Source organism: Alkalibacillus haloalkaliphilus C5 (genome assembly GCF_000269905.1).
Classification (GTDB): domain Bacteria; phylum Bacillota; class Bacilli; order Bacillales; family Alkalibacillaceae; genus Alkalibacillus; species Alkalibacillus haloalkaliphilus_A.
In genome coordinates, this window is record NZ_AKIF01000050.1 from 1 (window position 1) to 17,725 (window position 17,725).

12 protein-coding genes and 2 pseudogenes are annotated in these 17,725 nt (G+C 38.1%); 2 read left to right on the forward strand and 12 right to left on the reverse strand.

The window, feature by feature from the left end; genetic code table 11:
- The 8 genes and pseudogenes from A194_RS0107140 to A194_RS17730 all read right to left on the reverse strand — a co-directional run.
- A partial coding sequence (locus A194_RS0107140) for a 3-hydroxybutyryl-CoA dehydrogenase (RefSeq protein WP_017186170.1) occupies positions 1-778 on the reverse strand: 778 nt, incomplete at its 3' end.
- A gap of 30 nt (positions 779-808) precedes the next feature.
- Entirely contained in the window at positions 809-1,996 is a 1,188-nt protein-coding gene (locus A194_RS0107145) for an acetyl-CoA C-acetyltransferase (protein ID WP_017186171.1), read from the reverse strand.
- 183 nt (positions 1,997-2,179) lie between these two features.
- The gene (gene opp4A, locus A194_RS0107150) at positions 2,180-4,054 is read right to left on the reverse strand and encodes an oligopeptide ABC transporter substrate-binding protein (RefSeq protein WP_017186172.1); all 1,875 of its coding nucleotides are present in this window, start codon (positions 4,052-4,054) and stop codon (positions 2,180-2,182) included.
- A gap of 106 nt (positions 4,055-4,160) precedes the next feature.
- A complete protein-coding gene (locus A194_RS0107155) occupies positions 4,161-5,006 on the reverse strand; it encodes an ABC transporter permease (protein WP_100214268.1) in 846 nt (281 codons plus the stop codon).
- A 101-nt stretch (positions 5,007-5,107) separates the two neighbouring features.
- Positions 5,108-6,070 carry an oligopeptide ABC transporter permease gene (opp4B, locus tag A194_RS0107160; protein ID WP_017186174.1) on the reverse strand — a complete coding sequence of 321 codons (963 nt, stop codon included), beginning with the start codon at positions 6,068-6,070 and terminating at the stop codon, positions 5,108-5,110.
- Between the two features lie 7 nt (positions 6,071-6,077).
- Positions 6,078-7,010 (reverse strand): ABC transporter ATP-binding protein, encoded by a 933-nt coding sequence (locus A194_RS0107165; RefSeq protein ID WP_017186175.1) that lies wholly within the window; start codon positions 7,008-7,010, stop codon positions 6,078-6,080.
- A complete protein-coding gene (locus A194_RS0107170) occupies positions 6,991-8,013 on the reverse strand; it encodes an ABC transporter ATP-binding protein (RefSeq protein ID WP_017186176.1) in 1,023 nt (340 codons plus the stop codon). The genes A194_RS0107165 and A194_RS0107170 overlap by 20 nt, the downstream gene beginning before the upstream one ends.
- 378 nt (positions 8,014-8,391) lie before the next feature.
- A pseudogene (locus A194_RS17730) lies at positions 8,392-10,508 on the reverse strand ((Fe-S)-binding protein).
- A 180-nt stretch (positions 10,509-10,688) separates the two neighbouring features.
- On the opposite strand from A194_RS17730, the gene A194_RS0107180 reads away from it, so the two are divergent.
- On the forward strand, positions 10,689-11,858 hold the full coding sequence (locus A194_RS0107180) for a phospholipase D-like domain-containing protein (protein WP_017186177.1): 1,170 nt from the start codon (positions 10,689-10,691) through the stop codon (positions 11,856-11,858).
- Between the two features lie 333 nt (positions 11,859-12,191).
- On the opposite strand, the pseudogene argS reads toward A194_RS0107180, so the two are convergent.
- Together argS and A194_RS17740 are read right to left on the reverse strand one after the other, a co-directional pair.
- Positions 12,192-13,862: pseudogene (gene argS / locus A194_RS17735) on the reverse strand (arginine--tRNA ligase).
- Position 13,863: 1 nt separating this feature from the next.
- Positions 13,864-14,304, reverse strand: a complete 441-nt coding sequence (locus A194_RS17740) for a YwiB family protein (RefSeq protein ID WP_017186178.1) — start codon at positions 14,302-14,304, stop codon at positions 13,864-13,866.
- A gap of 199 nt (positions 14,305-14,503) precedes the next feature.
- On the opposite strand from A194_RS17740, the gene A194_RS17745 reads away from it, so the two are divergent.
- Complete coding sequence (locus A194_RS17745) at positions 14,504-16,462, forward strand: transglycosylase domain-containing protein (RefSeq protein WP_017186179.1); 1,959 nt, start codon at positions 14,504-14,506, stop codon at positions 16,460-16,462.
- Between the two features lie 151 nt (positions 16,463-16,613).
- Here A194_RS17745 and A194_RS0107200 read toward each other — a convergent pair whose 3' ends face one another.
- The gene (locus tag A194_RS0107200; RefSeq protein ID WP_017186180.1) at positions 16,614-17,135 is read right to left on the reverse strand and encodes a YwhD family protein; all 522 of its coding nucleotides are present in this window, start codon (positions 17,133-17,135) and stop codon (positions 16,614-16,616) included.
- A gap of 68 nt (positions 17,136-17,203) precedes the next feature.
- Positions 17,204-17,626 (reverse strand): hypothetical protein, encoded by a 423-nt coding sequence (locus A194_RS0107205; RefSeq protein WP_017186181.1) that lies wholly within the window; start codon positions 17,624-17,626, stop codon positions 17,204-17,206.
- Between the last annotated feature and the right edge of the window lie 99 nt (positions 17,627-17,725).

Below are 17,725 nucleotides of genomic sequence, written 5' to 3' on the forward strand. Positions count from 1 at the left end.
GGCAAGGACGATACTTACTATCACCGAAGCCTTCGTGTAAAATTTCCATAATGTATAAGCATGTGTCTAAACCGATAAAGTCTGCTAACTGAAGTGGTCCCATTGGATGGTTCATACCTAACTTCATCACTTCATCTATAGCTTCTGGTTCAGCTACACCTTCGTAAACTGTGTAAATCGCTTCGTTAATCATCGGCATTAAAACACGGTTTGAAACGAAACCTGGGTAATCGTTCACTTCAACTGGGTTTTTATTTAATTTCTTCGTCGTTTCTTCGATTGACTGGTACGTTTCATCTGATGTTTGAATCGCACGGATGATTTCAACAAGCTTCATTACTGGTACTGGGTTCATAAAATGCATCCCAATGACTTGGCTTGGACGCTCTGTAACAGCAGCAATATCTGTAATTGGTAGAGATGAAGTGTTCGTTGCTAAAATCGCATGTTTGGGTGTAATGTCATCTAGCTGTTTAAACACTTTTGTTTTAACATCCATGTTTTCAACGACTGCTTCAATGACTAGATCACAATCACTAGCATCTTCTAATTTTGTAGTCGTACTAATTTGGTTTAGCGCGCTTCCTTTCTCTTGTTCTGTCATTCTTTCTTTTTCAACATTACGAGAAAGTAATTTTTCAATTCTTGCATAGCCTTTATTGAGTGACTCATCTGCAATATCGTTTAACTTCACTTCAAAACCAGCCTGTGCAAATACTTGAGCTATTCCAGAGCCCATTTGCCCAGCGCCAATTACCATCACTTTATTTACAGACATATTTCGCTCCTCCTCTATGAATCTAAAAAGTTATTGTTTTGGAACTTCGATTAGTAATGCATCACCTTGACCGCCGCCTGAGCAGATCGATGCAATACCTAGACCGCCACCTCGACGTTTTAATTCATAAGCAAGTGTTAAAATAATACGAGCACCACTTGCACCAATTGGGTGACCTAATGCGACAGCACCACCGTTTACGTTGACTTTTTCTGGATCTAACCCTGCAATATCACTACTAGCTAGTGATACAGCTGCGAAAGCTTCGTTCACTTCAAACAGATCGATGTCATCTATATTGTGACCTGTCTTTTCTAGCAACTTATTAATAACGATTCCTGGTGTTTCAGGAAAACGTTCAGCTTCAACTGCTACTTCCTCATGAGCAACAATTGTTGCTAAAGGATCGTGACCATATTGATTAGCTTTTTCTTCTGACATTAATAACATCGCTGCAGCCCCGTCATTGACACCTGGCGCGTTACCTGCTGTTATAGTACCGTCTTTATCAAATGCTGGACGAAGCTTTCCTAGTCCTTCAGCTGTTGTCCCTTCACGAGGCGCTTCATCTTGCTCTGCTTTAATTGGATCTTTTTTACGTTGTGGTACTTCTACCATTGTGATTTCGTCGTCGAATCTACCTTCTTTGATCGCATTAAGTGCACGTTCATGACTTTGCGCTGCCCACTCGTCTTGTTGTTCACGTGTTAAGTTGAAATTATTAGCCGTTCTATTTCCGTAAGTACCCATATGAACATTTTCAAACGAACAAGTTAATCCGTCATGAACCATCATGTCGACTGCTTTCTGGTCGCCCATTCTAAAGCCCCATCTAGCGTTCGGCATAAAGTATGGAGCATTACTCATACTTTCCATTCCACCAGCAACAATCACGTCTTCTTCACCTAATCGAATTAGCATATCACCTAAAGCAACACTTCTCATGCCTGAAGCGCACACTTTATTAATCGTTTCTGTTTTTGTTTCCCATGGAATGTCTGCATGTCGCATCGCCTGTCTTGAAGGCAATTGTCCTTGGCCACCTTGTAAAACAGTTCCCATGATCACTTCACCGATCTGTTCACTTGAAACATTTGCTCTTTGTAATGTTTCTTTAATTGCAATACCACCTAGTTGAGCAGCTGTTAAAGGCGCTAAAGCCCCTCCAAACTTACCAAAAGGCGTTCTGGCTCCTGATACAATTACTGTTTTTGTCATTATGTAACTCTCCCTTCATTTCTTTGTAACCGCTATCATTAATTATAACATACATTCGACTGAGCGTTCGTTCAATAAATATGAATTTTTGAAATTTTTCGTTCTAGTAATAGTCCCGCTTTTAAAACATATAACCAAAAAAATAAAGCATAGAGGAAAACCTCTATGCTTTATTAATTACTATTATTCTACTACTGGTTCTTCTTCCGTTACACCAATCTCATGCCATTCTGTACCATATCTAGAAATGTCATAGTTAGTTACACGTTCGTTAGCAGGATACAGTGCTGCACGATATAAAGTAGGGAATACAGGAATCTCCTCTACCATTAGCTCTTGCCATTCACTATAAACCTCTTGACGATATTCTAAATCAAACGCTTCTTCAGATACACCTTCATCTAATAGGCGATCATTTTCTTCACTCGCATAACGAGGGAAGTTGAAGATTTGTGTTCTACCATATAAACCAGTAGGGTCTACATCCGAACCAACACTCCAAGCACCTTGGTAAATGTCGATTTCAGGATCATCTTCACCAGTTTGACCTACACGATCATAGAACTGGTTAAACTCAAGTAGACGTCCATCAATTAGTTCAACATTTAGACCAACTTCGTCCCAAGCTTGAATGTAGTATTGTGCAATTGGCTCTGCTGAGTCACCACCAGACATAGATGCAAAGTTAATAACTAACTCTTCACCATCTGGAGTTTCACGGTAACCATCACCAGTTACATCTTCATAACCTGCTTCATCTAGAATTCGATTTGCTTCTTCTGTGTCATGAGTTGGTGTTTCAATTGATTCATCATGGTAAACTTCATGCCATGGCGTAATTAGAGTTGTTGCATTCCAACGTAAGCCATTATAGAAGTTCTCACCAATACGATCATTATCAACTGCATACCACATTGCGCGACGTAGTTCAACGTCACCCATCTTCATATCATCACCTTGGTAATTTACTTCACCATTTTCAGCATCCCAATCACCTAGTTTAAAGCCAATGTAAGTGTAAGAACCTTCAATGTCCCCTAACCACTCAACATTTTGCATGTCTAAGTTTTCAGCGATTTGATCAGCTGGGAATGAGTTAACGATGTCAACTCCACCTGTACTTAGTTCTTGTGCAACAACGTTAGGGTTAATAACTCTTAATGTTACTCCATCTACGTTTGGTTCACCTTCCCAATAGTCTTCGTTCTTAGTGTATTCTACTGATTCACCAGGAACGATTGATTCAACCTTGAAAGGTCCGATCCCGATTGGATTTTCACGTACATATTCGCTTTCTTCCATTTCAGCTACCGGGATATCTTCAAAGATATGCTTAGGTAAAGCATATGTCCAAATACCACCTGATAGTAGTGAAGGAGTTAAACGCTCGTAATTAATTGTAAATGATTTTTCATCATGAATTTCAATACCAGAGATTGAGTCAGCTTCACCTTCATGGTACTCTTGCATTCCCTCAATTAAAGTGAATCCAACTGTACCATAACGAACACCTGTATATTCAGGGTGTCCAATTACTTCATAAGCATATACCCAGTCTTCTGCTGTTAGTGATTCACCATCGTGCCAATTAACGTCATCACGAATAGTGAATGTAATAGATCCTTCTTCTTCATCTGCTTCGAAAGTCGCAGCACCTTCGTTATTATAGTTATGGTCAGGATCCATACGTAGTAATGGTTCATCAAGGAACTGTAAGATCTGTGCATCAGGGTTACCTGAATAGAAATTATAGTTTAGTGTACCTTCAAAAACTGTATCAGACACTAAACCAAAGTTCAGATGACCGCCATCAATTGGTTCACCGTCATTAGAAGTTACTAATGGAAAATCGTCTACATCATAAACTTGATCTTCCGGATCAACCGCTTCTTCTTCTTCCTCTTCTTCCTCTTCTTGCTCTTCTGTTTCCTCAGTACCTTCTGATCCTTCCTCTGGATCCTCAGCACCTTCTTCATCATCGCCACCGCAAGCAGCTAGAACTAGGAACAGAGCGAGCATTAGGACAAATAAATACTTGCCCATCAATGATTTGCTCATTGAAATACCTCCCCTTTTTTCCTTTGAAATTTTTAGCCTTTTTCCAGGCTGTATTTATACTAATCGTAGCCCCATTTTTTGAGGCTACCGATTGTATCGAGTTTAATTATGCTCTTCTTTGTCGAGCATCTGCAGCACGTTTTAGTGCTTCACCTACGTTACGCACCGATAACATTAAGATTAAAATTAAAATCGCTGCAGGCATCCAAATCCACCAACGTTGTTCTAATGTTGTCGGATTGGTTGCGTAACTTAGTAGTGTACCTAAACTTGGTGTACTCTCTGGGAAACCGAAACCTAGGAATGATAGACCAGATTCGATTCCTATATTTGCTGCTAAATTCAATGTCATCGTAACAACAATTAAAGATGTAATATTCGGCATCACTTGTGTAAAGATGATTTTAGCATGAGATGAACCTAACGTTCTCGACGCTTGAACGTAGTCAAGTTCTTTCTCCTGTAAAGCCCTTGAACGAATTAACCTCGCAATCCCCATCCACAAAAATGCGGTCATAACAAGGGAAAAAGACCAAACACTATATTTTGGAACGATTGTTACGAATACGATAATAATCATAATGTTCGGTAATACCATAAAGAAGTCTACGATACGCATCATAACGTTATCGACATGACCACCAAAATAGCCCGAAACGACACCAAAGACAATGCCTATAAACCCAGACATTAAGGTTACAAGGAACCCTATGGCCAACGAGTTTCTAGTACCTATAATGAGCTGTCCAAAAATGTCTCTTCCACCATAATCTGTACCTAACCAGAATTCACTTGATGGTGGTTGGTGTAAAGCAAACATATCAACTGTTACAATTTGTTCCTGGTCTAATATTAAAGATACACCGAACACTCCAAGTGATGTTAAGACTAAGAACATCAATGATATAAAAGCTAGTTTATCTTTTAAGATTTCTTTCCAAAATATTTTCATCCCCGAAGGGCTTTTTTCAATTTGCGTTTCTTCTACGGTTTGTTCTAGTTCTTGTTCTGTTTGTTTATTACTCACTCGTTTCACCCCCTAAGATAGCCTTTTTACTTAATTCGAATACGCGGATCCACAATACTTAGAATGATATCCGATAGTAGAGCTCCGAGTATGGCAGCTAAACCGAATAACAGCACTAGTGCTGTTACCACTGCATAATCTCTTAGTAAGATTGACTCTATAAACAGTGCACCCATACCTGGATAACTGTATATTTGCTCTACGAAAATTGATCCGGTAATTAACATTGTAATTTCATAACCAAAGAAAGCAGCTATCGGTAAAACCGAGTTACGGAAAATGTGTCTATTATAAATCCGTTGTTCTGGGGCACCCTTTGCTCGTGCCGTAATAATAAAGTCCTTTTGTTTCGTATCGACAATTTCACTTCTTAAATACTGTACTGTTCCTACTAAGCCAATCAATGCTATCGAAAGACCTGGTAACAGTAAGTGGTGAATCTTACTTAGGATATACTCTATTGATCCAGGCTCTAGGCCTGACGCAACCGAACCACCTGTTGGGAACCAACCAAATTGGAATCCGAACACCCATAGTGTTACGAGTGCGAAAATAAAGAGTGGTGTCGCAAACCCTAAATAAGTATAACCAGTTATAAGTTGATCTATTAACTTATCATTCCAGCGCCCACTAATAATCCCCATAGGAATACCTAGTGCGTATATAAAGAATACAGAAATCAACGATAACCAAAATGTATTCACCATACGATCCCACATTAAATCGGTGACCGGCATTTTAAAACGGTACGATTGTCCGAAATCACCTTGTGCGACGCCAGTGACCCAATCCCCATATTGAATGTACCAAGGATTATTTAGACCTAATCGTTCACGTTGTTGTTCAATTGCTTCTGGTGAGATGTTTGGGTCGATTTGACCAGTCAGTGCATCACCAGGCATCATAGAAGCTAGTATAAAGACTACTAAACTTAAAACTATTAACTGCGGCATTGTTATGATTAATCTTCTAACTATAAATTTCCACATAATCTAATCAACCTCTTTCTGGTAACGCAACTTTGTGTGTGTCTGATATATTTCTTAGGTCATACGCCATGCCGTTTTCATCAAAGTAATCATAAAATGATTGCTGATATTCCTCTTTGACTTGCGCACGAAACCTTTGGTGCTCTTCGCGTCTTCTAGGGTCAACATCTGGAATTGCCGCAACTAACCTTTTCGTATAAATGTGTTGAGGATTATTAAAAATATCTTCTTTCTGTCCCTCTTCTACTAACCTACCTTGATACATGATCCCTATACGGTCACACATATGTTTGATTACCCCTAGGTCGTGGGCAATGAATAGTAGAGTAAGATTCAGATCTTTTTGAATGTCTTGTAAAAAGTTTAATACTTGTGCTTGCACCGAAACGTCTAATGCAGAAACTGGTTCGTCTGCAATTATTAATTTTGGATTTAGAGCGATCGCTCTTGCTACCCCAATTCTTTGTCTCTGACCACCTGAGAATTCGTGTGGGTATTTAAATAGGCTGTCCTTACTAATCCCTACACGCTCTAATAAATCTTTTACTTTTTCCTTTTCTTCAGACTTAGACATTTTTTCATAGTTTCTAAATGGTTCTGCCACAATGTCTATTACTCTTTTTCTTGGGTTCAAACTAGAATACGGGTCTTGGAAAATCATTTGAACGTCTTTTCTAACGTCTACTTTTTTTCCTTTTTTAGCATTAAGGTGAGTATCTTCAAAGTAAATATCCCCATCTGTAATACTGTTAAGACCCATAACTGCCTTACCAGTAGTCGTTTTACCTGAGCCTGACTCCCCTACTAAACCGTAAGTTTGCCCTTCTTTAACTTCAAAGGAAACACCGTCTACCGCTCTAACTTCATCAATTTTTCTATTTAAAATTCCACCACGAATCGGAAAGTGGATTTTTAAATCATCAACTTTCAGTAACGCCATTAGTCTGCTCCTCCTTGCTCTCTTCTGGGAAGTAGAAATGCTGGTAACATGTACAGCGTACATAATGGTTTTCGCTTATTTCGTGCAATTGTGGATCTTCTTCATGAGCGGTATCTTCAATCCACGGTATACGTTCTTTGAAACGGCAACCTTCACGAGGCAGATTCTTCAATGAAGGTACAATTCCTTGAATAACATGCAAACGATCTTGCGCAAAGTCTGTCGCTGGTACTGAACTTAGTAAAGAGCGAGTATATGGATGCTGAGGATTAACAAATAGTGATTCAACATCGGCTATTTCGACAATTTGTCCAGCATACATAACGGCTACTCGGTCTGCCATTTCAGCAACAACACCTAGATCGTGAGTGATTAAAATTACTCCTGAGTTCAAGTCATCTTTTAGCTCTCTCATTAGATCTAATATTTGAGCTTGAATTGTTACGTCTAATGCAGTCGTTGGTTCGTCTGCAATTAACAATTCAGGCTTGTTAGCTATTGCAATCGCAATAATTACACGTTGTCTCATACCACCAGATAATTCGTGTGGGAACTGGTCCACTACACGTTCTGGTCGCGGTAAACCAACTCTTTCAAGAAGTTCGATCGAATAATCGCGACGTTCTTGTTTTGACATATCTTTTTTGTGCAATAACAAAACCTCACCAATTTGTTTTCCGATTTCCATTAATGGATTTAAGGCTGTTAATGGATCTTGGAAAATCATTGAGATTTCATTACCACGAATCTTATTCATTTTTGATGTTGGCAAGTTAGCAATATCTCGCCCTTTAAATAAGATTTCACCTTCGATTTTCGCTCTGTTGTGTAACCCCATAAGCGAGAAAGCTGTTGCACTCTTACCTGAACCCGATTCCCCTACGATCGCTAATACTTCATTTTCTTGAAGGTTTAACGAAACGTCATCAACTGCTGCGTAATACTCTTCCCCTATGCGGAAGGATGTTGTTAAGTTCTTAATCTCTAATAAAGTTTTGCTCAACCCTATCACCCTACACTTAAATTTTCTTGCTGACCTCTATAGGTTTTTCTCTTTTTTGTATATTCCGAAAATTATCTTTAAAAAATAGTAGACATAAGCAAGAATTGATAATTCAATTTTTTAAAAATTACAACAACTATAATTTTAAGTAACACTTATGTAAAATGCAACCTTTTTTCTGTAATTTCCGAAAATATATTAAATTTTAAGTATTCCCATTTCGTTTAGTTATTAAACAATTTTAACACTGAATTCTAAATATTCAAGTATATTTTTCAATTTTGTATAATAGCAATATTAACCTATTTCTAACAATTCAATTTTATACTAAAAATCCCTATATGGTTTCGGATTAAACCATACAGGGACCCTGTTATATTATGCTGGTTGTTCTACTTTAGCTGGCTCGCCAAAGATTGAACGCTCTAACACTTCTGCAACATCTTGTGTCGTAACTTCTTCATCTACTTCTTTAGCTTTCGTACCATCTGTTAACATCGTTAAGCAGTAAGGACAGCCACTTGAAATAGTATTCGGCGATACTTCTAGTGCTTGTTCAGTACGAGCAACGTTAACGCGATTACCAGTTGTTTCTTCCATCCACATCATACCGCCACCTGCACCACAGCACATACCGTTTTCACGGTTACGTTCGATCTCAACGTATTCGACGCCAGGAATCGCCTGTAAAATATCACGTGGTGGGTTATAAACCTCATTGTAACGTCCAAGATAACAAGAGTCGTGGAACGTAATCTTTTCATTAACAGCCTCTTGCGGCTCAAGGCGTCCTTCATTAATTAACTCTGCTAACAACTCTGTATGGTGATATACTTCACCTTCAAAGCCAAAGTCAGGGTATTCATTTTTAAAGATATTATAAGCGTGTGGATCGATTGTTACGATCTTCTTCACATCATTTTTCTCAAATTCTTTAATGTTTTTCTCTGCTAACTCTTGGAATAAGAATTCATTACCTAAACGACGCGGTGTGTCACCTGAGTTACGCTCTTTATTACCTAAAATAGCAAACTTAACACCTGCTTTATTCATTAGGCGGGCGAAGGCTACAGCAATCTTCTGACTACGGTTGTCATAAGCACCCATTGAGCTTACCCAGAATAAGTATTCGAATTCTTCTCCTTCTTTGCTCATTTCTTTAACTGTAGGGATGTTTAATGTTTCATCCATCTCTCTCCAGTTTTCACGGTCTTTCTTAGATAGGCCCCATGGGTTACCTTGACGCTCAATGTTCATCATGGCACGCTGCGCTTCAGGGTCCATTTTACCTTCAGTCATAACTAAGTAACGGCGAAGGTCGATGATTGTATCAACGTGTTGGTTCATAACTGGACATGCATCTTCACAGTTACGGCAAGTTGTACAAGCCCATAACTCTTCTTCTGTTACAACATCACCAATTAACTGTTGGTTCATAACTTGTTCAGCTAATGAATTGTCCGGGTCTACTGCTTGATTTCCAGCAGTACCTGCAAATGCGTATGAAGGTACCCAAGCTTGCTTTCCTGTTACAGCAGCACCTTTTTCAGTTAAGTGATCTCGGATTTTAACTAGCACATCCATTGGTGATAGCATTTTACCAGAGCCTGATGCTGGGCAGACATCGGTACAACGTCCACATTCAACACAAGCGTATAAATCAAGTAACTGTAATTCACTTAAGTCTTCTACTTTACCGACACCAAATGAAGGTTCTTCATCTGACTCTTCCATTTCATCCATGTCAAAGTTAATTGGCTCAAGTTTGCCGTGTTTTTTGTCCTGGTTAAAGTAAACGTTCGCAGGACCTGCAATTAAGTGAGCGTGCTTAGATTGTGGTACATAAACTAAGAACGCTAATAACGCAACTAAGTGGATCCACCACATAATATAAAACATAACGGCTGCTACAGCAGGACTCATCCACATAAAAGCAGCTGCAATAGCTGATGCAACTGGTTCGGACCATGTTAAGCTATGTTCATGCCAAATAAGTTCAAAACCATTACCCGCTAATACTGTAACCATTAACGTTCCGATAAAGATTAATACTAATCCAGCCTTAAATCCACGTTTAAGACGAACAAGCTTCTCAATATAACGGCGATAAAAAGCCATACAACTGCCACCAAAATCGTTAATGTAACAATTTCTTGGAAAAATACAAAGCCCGGATAAAAAATTCCAAATGGAAGATGTGATTCAGGATTTAACCCCTTCCATATGTAATCAATAGCTCCGAACTGCACAAGTAAAAATCCGTAGAACATCATCACGTGTATGATTCCGGATTTCATGTCTTTCAATAACTTCTTTTGACCAAATACGTACACCCAAATATCTTTAAGACGCTGCTTAACGTCTTGATCATATTCAGATTTACGTCCTAATTTAATGTAAGCAATTCTAGTTCGTACAACTTGAACAAACAAGAACGCTGCGTAGATTGTAATTGCTAAAAAAGCAATCCAATTCACCCATAATAGCGCTTCCATCTGTCTCCCCCCATGTTTGTTTATATTTCGAACAATTAACCACATTCTAACACGAAATGCGTCAGAATTGATGAAGTTTTCATATAATTTCATTATACACTGAATGAACATTCAGTCAATCATTTTTTGTATACATTACTTCGAATAAAAACATACTACCAAAGAAGGAGGACGTGCATCATGTGGGCCTTGATTGCCATCGCAGTTATTATCATTATATTTTTAATTACTAACCGTAAAGAACAAGAAGAAGATCTACCTAACTACCCATTAAGACAAGCTGATATTACGTTTTTTTGGAATGGGCGCGACTTGTTCGACCAATACTTCGAAGATATACGTAATGCTAAGCAATTTATATGTATTAACTTTTTCATTATTAGTAAAGATCAATTTGGACAAGAATTTATACAGTTAATAAAAGAAAAAGCAGATGAAGGTATTTCCGTTTACTTAATTGTTGATCGGATTGGATCGAGAGCCATTTCTAAAGATATTAGAAGAGATTTAATACAGTCAGGTGTTCATTTTTCTTTTAGTAATAAGATCTCTCTTAAAAATTTCTTTCATTCTGTCAACCACCGGAACCACCGTAAGATTACAGTTATTGATGGAACCGCTGCATATATCGGGGGGTTTAACGTTGGCAACCAATATGTCAATGAAAGTTCTAAGTTTTCTTTATGGCGGGATTATCATTTGAGGTTAACTGGAGGGGTTGTAAAAGATGTTTTAGACTTATTTAAAAGGGATTGGGTACGAAATAACGGCGTTCTGCTACCAGTATCAACACAATCAAACATAAAAGGGGCAAGCAAAACGCAATTACGACCTACTTCGCACGGCTCTTTAGAAGGTAGCTTTTATGACTTGATTAACAGGGCTCAATCACGTATAAAAATCGGTTCACCTTACTTCATTCCTAATGAAGACTTAATGACTTTATTGGAAGAGAAGGCTGAACAAGGTGTACAGATTGATGTTTTATATCCACATGAATCAGATCATCCTTTTGTTAAAGAAGCTTCGATTCCTTATTTAAAAAGAATGGAACAGGCTGGGGCGAATGTTCACTTATTTAATAACGGGTTCTATCATGCTAAGTTGTTATTAATTGATGATTACGTTATAGATATAGGGACGGCTAATTTTGACCGTAGAAGCATTTACCTTAATGATGAAGTAAACGTTTTAATATATGACCAAGAGATAATTCAAAGAATTGATAGTTATTACGAACAAGACGTCAAAGACTCTGTCAGTTTATATAAAAAGTGGCTTGAGCACCCTAATCGGTTTGTTATGGCGATTAAAAAAGCGATTGCTTATATTTTTAGACCGTTGCTATAAAAACAATTAAGTCCTTAGTTCGGTTTTACCATGTTATTTGAAATAACGCTTAAACCTTCCGCAGTGGAAATACACTTCGCTTTCCATGGGCACGGCCTCAACTTCCCAAAACTCACTGCCGTTTCGTTTTGGGTGATTTTCGGCTCGCGCTGTTCCCATTGGAGTCTTTGTGTATTTCCACTGCTCGGCTAAACTTTCTCTCTTTTAACCCTTTGAACGACTTACATTGGGCATAAAAAAAGATGACCCATAACAAGCATTGGGTCATCTTTTAGCTTTTATTTACTATCCACTTCACCAAATATAGTTCATGAAATATTTAGAGGTCAATCATTACATTTGTTCAGGTGCGTGAACACCAATTATGTTAAGTGCGTCTTGAAGAACAGTTCTCGTTGCTTTCATTAAGGCAATACGAGCTTTAGTTAATTCAACTTGTTCTAAGTCGATTACTTTCTCTGCATTGTAAAAGCTATGAAGGTCAGATGCTAAGTCAAAAGCATACTGTGGAATACGGTGTGGCATCTTCTTCGTTGCCGCTTCAGAGATCACTTGCGGATAATCACCTAATCGTTTTAATAAGTCAATTTCCTTCTCTGCTACTAACAATGACACATCAGATGTTGCTTCAACGTCTACCCCTTTTTCTTCTGCTTGTTTTAGCATGCTACAAATACGTGCATGTGCATACTGAACATAATAGACTGGGTTATCATTTGATTCTGAACGTGCTAAGTCCATATCGAAGTCTAAATGAGAGTCGTTAGAGCGCATAATAAAGAAATAGCGCGTTGCATCAAGACCGACTTCTTCTATTAACTCTTTCATTGTAACAGCTTTACCTGTACGTTTACTCATTTTCACTTTTTCGCCGTTTTCGAACAAGTTAACCATTTGAGTAATTTTAATATCAAGCAGATCCTTTGAATTACCTAATGCTTGAATAGCAGCTTTCATACGCGTGACATAACCGTGGTGGTCAGCACCCCATATGTTAATTAAATGAGTAAAGCCGCGATGAATTTTGTTTTGGTGATAGGCAATATCAGGCGTTAAATACGTATAAGAGCCGTCTTGTTTAATTAAAACACGGTCTTTATCATCGCCAAATTCAGTTGAACGGAACCATACAGCACCGTCTTCTTCATACACATAACCCTTTTCACGTAGTGATGTGACCGCTTCTTCTACTTTACCTTCGTCATATAACGACATTTCAGAGAACCATGAGTTAAAAGGTACTCGAAACGCTTCTAAGTCTTGTTTTATTTGATGTAGCAAATGCTTTAAGCCGTGCTCTCTAAACTTTTGTCAGTCGTTCAGCTTCATCCATCTCGAAGAAAGTTCTGCCGTGTGAATCAACTAAGCCTTTCGCTAAATCAATAATATCTTGGCCGCGATAACCGTCTTCAGGCATATCTTTCTCTTCATCAATCGCTTCAAAGTAACGGACTTCAATTGACTTAGCTAAGTTATCAATTTGGTTACCAGCATCATTGATATAGTATTCTCTTTCAACACTGTAGCCAGCCTTCTCCATGACATTAGCTAACGTATCACCGTAAGCAGCACCACGTGCATGACCTAAGTGTAATGTACCAGTCGGGTTCGCTGAGACGAACTCAATTTGTACGCGTTCATCTTGCCCAACATTAGACTGACCATAATCTTCACCTTGGTCAAAATTGTATTGACGACATCTGTTAAGTAAGACGTGTCCATAAAGAAATTAATAAAGCCAGGACCCGCTATATCAATAGATTTAACAGAAGCTGCTTGTTGGTCGATATGTTCTACGATCTCTTCTGCGATTTGACGAGGGTTTTTCTTAGCGACTCGAGCTAATTGCATTGCCATATTCGTCGCATAATCACCGTGGCTTTTATCTTTAGGTGTTTCTAATACGACTTGTGGCATCTCCTCTTGACTAGCTAACTCTGCTTTTAATACAGCTTGTTCGATTGCTTCTTTTAATTGGCTTTCAACTTGTTCAACAACGTTCACGTCAAGCATCCTCCTCTTTAAACTTCATTTCTAATGTATGTTCTCTCGGTTCGTCTTCGTTAAGAACGACTTCGTATTGTATAAAAATCTTACCCGAACGGTTTCCTTCACCTTTGTAATATTCCATTCTATTCGTACGTGTTTCCATGCGGAACTGACCGTACGGATGTCGGTAAATACTTTCCGTATTCGCTCCAATGCGGAAGACTTGGTGCATTTTTACTGGACCTTCACGTTTGAGTGTAATTTTTTCACCCGTGATAATGACTGTCGTATGAACGACACCCACTTCTTCCATTTCTTCTTTATATTTAATTAGATGTAAACTTCCTCTTTGAATATATGAACCCTTTTCTTGTCGACTAATAACTTCTTCTGTTCCATTAGGGTCTTTAATTTCTGTATCAACTGATATATCAACATTTAACACTTGATTAGACAATTCAAATCTGCCTCACTTTCATTTCCGAAACATTACGTATAACAAATTGTATTATAACGGAATGAGAAATAAAAGAGAAGAACATGGAAAAGCACAAATATTTCACAGCCTGTACTTTTTGCAGATTATTATATGTTTAATTTCTTCCTAGTTATTCCATACTAACTGTTAAGACTGCAAAAGACGGGAGACATCAAACATGAAGAAACTATTGAAACGGTTAATGATTGTAAGCTTCTTTTCTGTCGTCTTCTTATTATCAACTATAATTGTCATTTTTACATATATTTTATTCGAAGGTCCCCCTGAATTCGAAATCGCTGAAAATACAGTCGTGTATGACCAGTATGATGAAGTGGTCTCTGTCAATCATGGGGTCGAAAGTCGTTATTCAGTCTCCCTTGATGACATTTCACCTCATGTAATTGACGCTTTTATATCAGCTGAAGACCAACACTTTTACGATCACTACGGTTTTGACTTCAAACGGATCGTCGGTGCTGCTTATCACAACATTATGACACAACGGCGCAGCCAAGGGGCTAGCACGATTACACAACAATACGCTAGAAACGTTTTCCTAACACATAACAGAACTTGGGAACGAAAAATTCAAGAAGCATTAATCGCCTTACGACTTGAAGTGTTTCAATCAAAAGATGCCATATTAGAAGGTTATTTAAATACGATCTATTTCGGACATGGACAATATGGTATTGAAGCTGCTAGTCAGTTTTATTTCGATAAAAGCGCTTCAGAATTAACTATTGCAGAATCTGCCCTGTTAGCATCTGTGCCACGAGGACCTTCTTTGTATTCACCCATAAACAATTATGAACGTGCTGTTGAGAGGCAGCAATGGATTTTAAGCAGAATGAGAGACACAGGTAAAATTGTAAACAGTGAATATCGAAGTGCTTTAGAAGAATCTTTAGCAATTGTTACAACGGTGGAAGCTCAACAGGAGATTGGTAACTACTTTTTAGATTATGCGATGAGTGAAGCAGCTAATATATTAGATGTAACAAGAGAGGAACTTGAGGCTGGCGGCTATCAAATTCACACAACCATTGACCCTAGAGCTCAAGCTATATTAGAAGAGAAGTCTATGGAACGATTACCTGAAGATGAGGAGTATCAAGTGGGAGGTGTAACACTCGATCATCAAAGCGGTAAAATTGTCGCCTTACATGGTGGGCGCAACTTTCATACAACACCATATAATAGAGCTGTACAAGCTGAACGAATGACTGGCTCAGCGTTTAAGCCATTTTTATACTATGCAGCACTAGTCTATGGATACACACCTTCGACAACGTTAGAGAGCACGTTTACTCAATTTACTTTGGAAGATGGTTCAATCTATGATCCAACGAATTACAATGACCGTTATGCTGAACGACCTGTCACATTAGCACAAGCGTTAGCCGTTTCTGATAATGTTTATGCTGTTAAAACAAATATGTTTATGGGACCTGAAAATTTAGTCGAAGCTGCACAGTTATTCGGCATTGACGATAACCTTGAACCTAGACTGCCTTTAGCTTTAGGAACAACCTCTGTCTCTCCTTTTGACATGGCAAAAGCTTATTCTTTGATTGCCAATAGTGGTTGGCAAATTGAACCTTATATCATTGAAAAAATTGTAGATCGCAATGGGGATACAGTCTATCAACATCAAGCTGAAACACCTGAACGTGTTTTAGATGAAAATTACTCATTTGTATTAAAACATATGATGACTGGAATGTTTGATGACCGTTTAAGTGACTACTTGCGTGTAACAGGTGCTTCAATCAGTCACGCACTTGAACATGAGTATGCTGGTAAATCCGGAACTACCGAAAATGATGCTTGGATGGTTGGGTTTAGTCCTAACTATACAACGGCTATATGGACAGGTTTTGACGACAACAGGCGTCTTGAAACAACACAAGAAAAACAAGCTGCTAAACAAATTTGGGGCGACTTTATGAGTGAGCTTCACGAAGAGTTAACTGTTGAGACATTTAAAATTCCATCAGGTGTTACGGGTGTTTATGTAGACCCTATGACAGGTGCTTTAAATGGACCAGCTTGTGAAGAAAGATCTCGTTTAACGTATTATATAAGAGGAACAGAGCCGACAGAAACTTGTGAAGAGGCCGAAGTGGAATAAAGCATAAAAAAACAGGGTTAGCGAAGAAGCTAACCCTGCTTTTTTGTCCTAATAAACATGATGTTTTAACCCCATGTTTAGTTTTTATTTTACAAAGAAATAGTAAAAAGTACAATCATAAGTTTAACTGTTCACAAATCAGACAAAAAAATTATTTCAGAACGTCTTTTAACTCATCAGTTGATAACTCCCAATATTGCTCATTAAAGTCTTTTAAGAAATCTTTTAATAAACTTTTGGAGTGATCATCCATATGTTCTAATATAATTCTTCCTTTTAATGATTTATCCATACGATTAACGTGTTCAGCTAAAACTTTATAACCACGGCGCGCTTCACGATCAACTTCTAAATAACAAGCCGCAACGCCGTAGTAATAAGGTCCATGTTCGCCACGTTCAACGGTTACCCACACAATCCAATATGGTTTACCATTTGGAACTTCTTCTTGATCTGTTACGAACTTAATGCGCTTTTCCACTTCACTACGTGCGTGCATCGCTCCCATATCAACCCATACGCGGTCTTCGTTTGGATCAACGATAAGAGGTGACATATTTTCTAAACTAAATGCGCCACCACCACTATATCCTGGGTGACCATCTATTGGATCATCTTTCATAATCGTAAATTTGTTACTACTTTTCTTCTCTTGATTGTTTTCATCAGCCATCATTCACGCCTCCTTCAGTCAACTTCATTATTATTGTGCCATATTACTGTTTTCATTAAAAGTAATGACTATGAAAACAAGCCACTAAAGAAGTTAGCTATACCACTGAAGAAATTGCCAATAGCGCTAAAGAATCCGCCACCTTCATCGATTTCAAAGTTTTCATCTAAATAGTCAAGCACATCCTCAGAATACGTCAGCCCGATAACGCGGTCACTTGAGAAAAATTCATATAATTCATTAGCAATTCGCTCGTCTATTTGTCTGTTCAATTGCTCACGCTCTGATTCATCATCTGTAAAAAAGGCATCCAATATGTATGAAACATATGGCAGTTCAAGATGTTCAAAATCGTCTTGTACTGGGTACCACTCAACTTCGATTGAAAGACGATATTGATCTTCTTGAGTCTCTTCATCTGCACTAACTAGAATAGGTAGTAACATAATTAAGGCGATACTTAGTATTAATCCTTTACTTATTAATTTCATTAATGATAACCCCTTATCGTTTTTATATAGTTTTATATTAAAACAATAGTTTGACTCATTAAATAAATTTGCTCAAATGTTTTAAAAATCTTCATAACT

Excerpts from the sequence above, each read along its gene's own strand:
- A194_RS0107145 (WP_017186171.1), bottom strand. The coding sequence starts at position 1,996 with ATGACAAAAACAGTAATTGTATCAGGAGCCAGAACGCCTTTTGGTAAG.
- opp4A (WP_017186172.1), bottom strand. The coding sequence starts at position 4,054 with ATGAGCAAATCATTGATGGGCAAGTATTTATTTGTCCTAATGCTCGCT.
- A194_RS0107155 (WP_100214268.1), bottom strand. The coding sequence starts at position 5,006 with ATGAAAATATTTTGGAAAGAAATCTTAAAAGATAAACTAGCTTTTATA.
- opp4B (WP_017186174.1), bottom strand. The coding sequence starts at position 6,070 with ATGTGGAAATTTATAGTTAGAAGATTAATCATAACAATGCCGCAGTTA.
- A194_RS0107165 (WP_017186175.1), bottom strand. The coding sequence starts at position 7,010 with ATGGCGTTACTGAAAGTTGATGATTTAAAAATCCACTTTCCGATTCGT.
- A194_RS0107180 (WP_017186177.1), top strand. The coding sequence starts at position 10,689 with ATGTGGGCCTTGATTGCCATCGCAGTTATTATCATTATATTTTTAATT.
- A194_RS17745 (WP_017186179.1), top strand. The coding sequence starts at position 14,504 with ATGAAGAAACTATTGAAACGGTTAATGATTGTAAGCTTCTTTTCTGTC.
- A194_RS0107200 (WP_017186180.1), bottom strand. The coding sequence starts at position 17,135 with ATGGCTGATGAAAACAATCAAGAGAAGAAAAGTAGTAACAAATTTACG.
- A194_RS0107205 (WP_017186181.1), bottom strand. The coding sequence starts at position 17,626 with ATGAAATTAATAAGTAAAGGATTAATACTAAGTATCGCCTTAATTATG.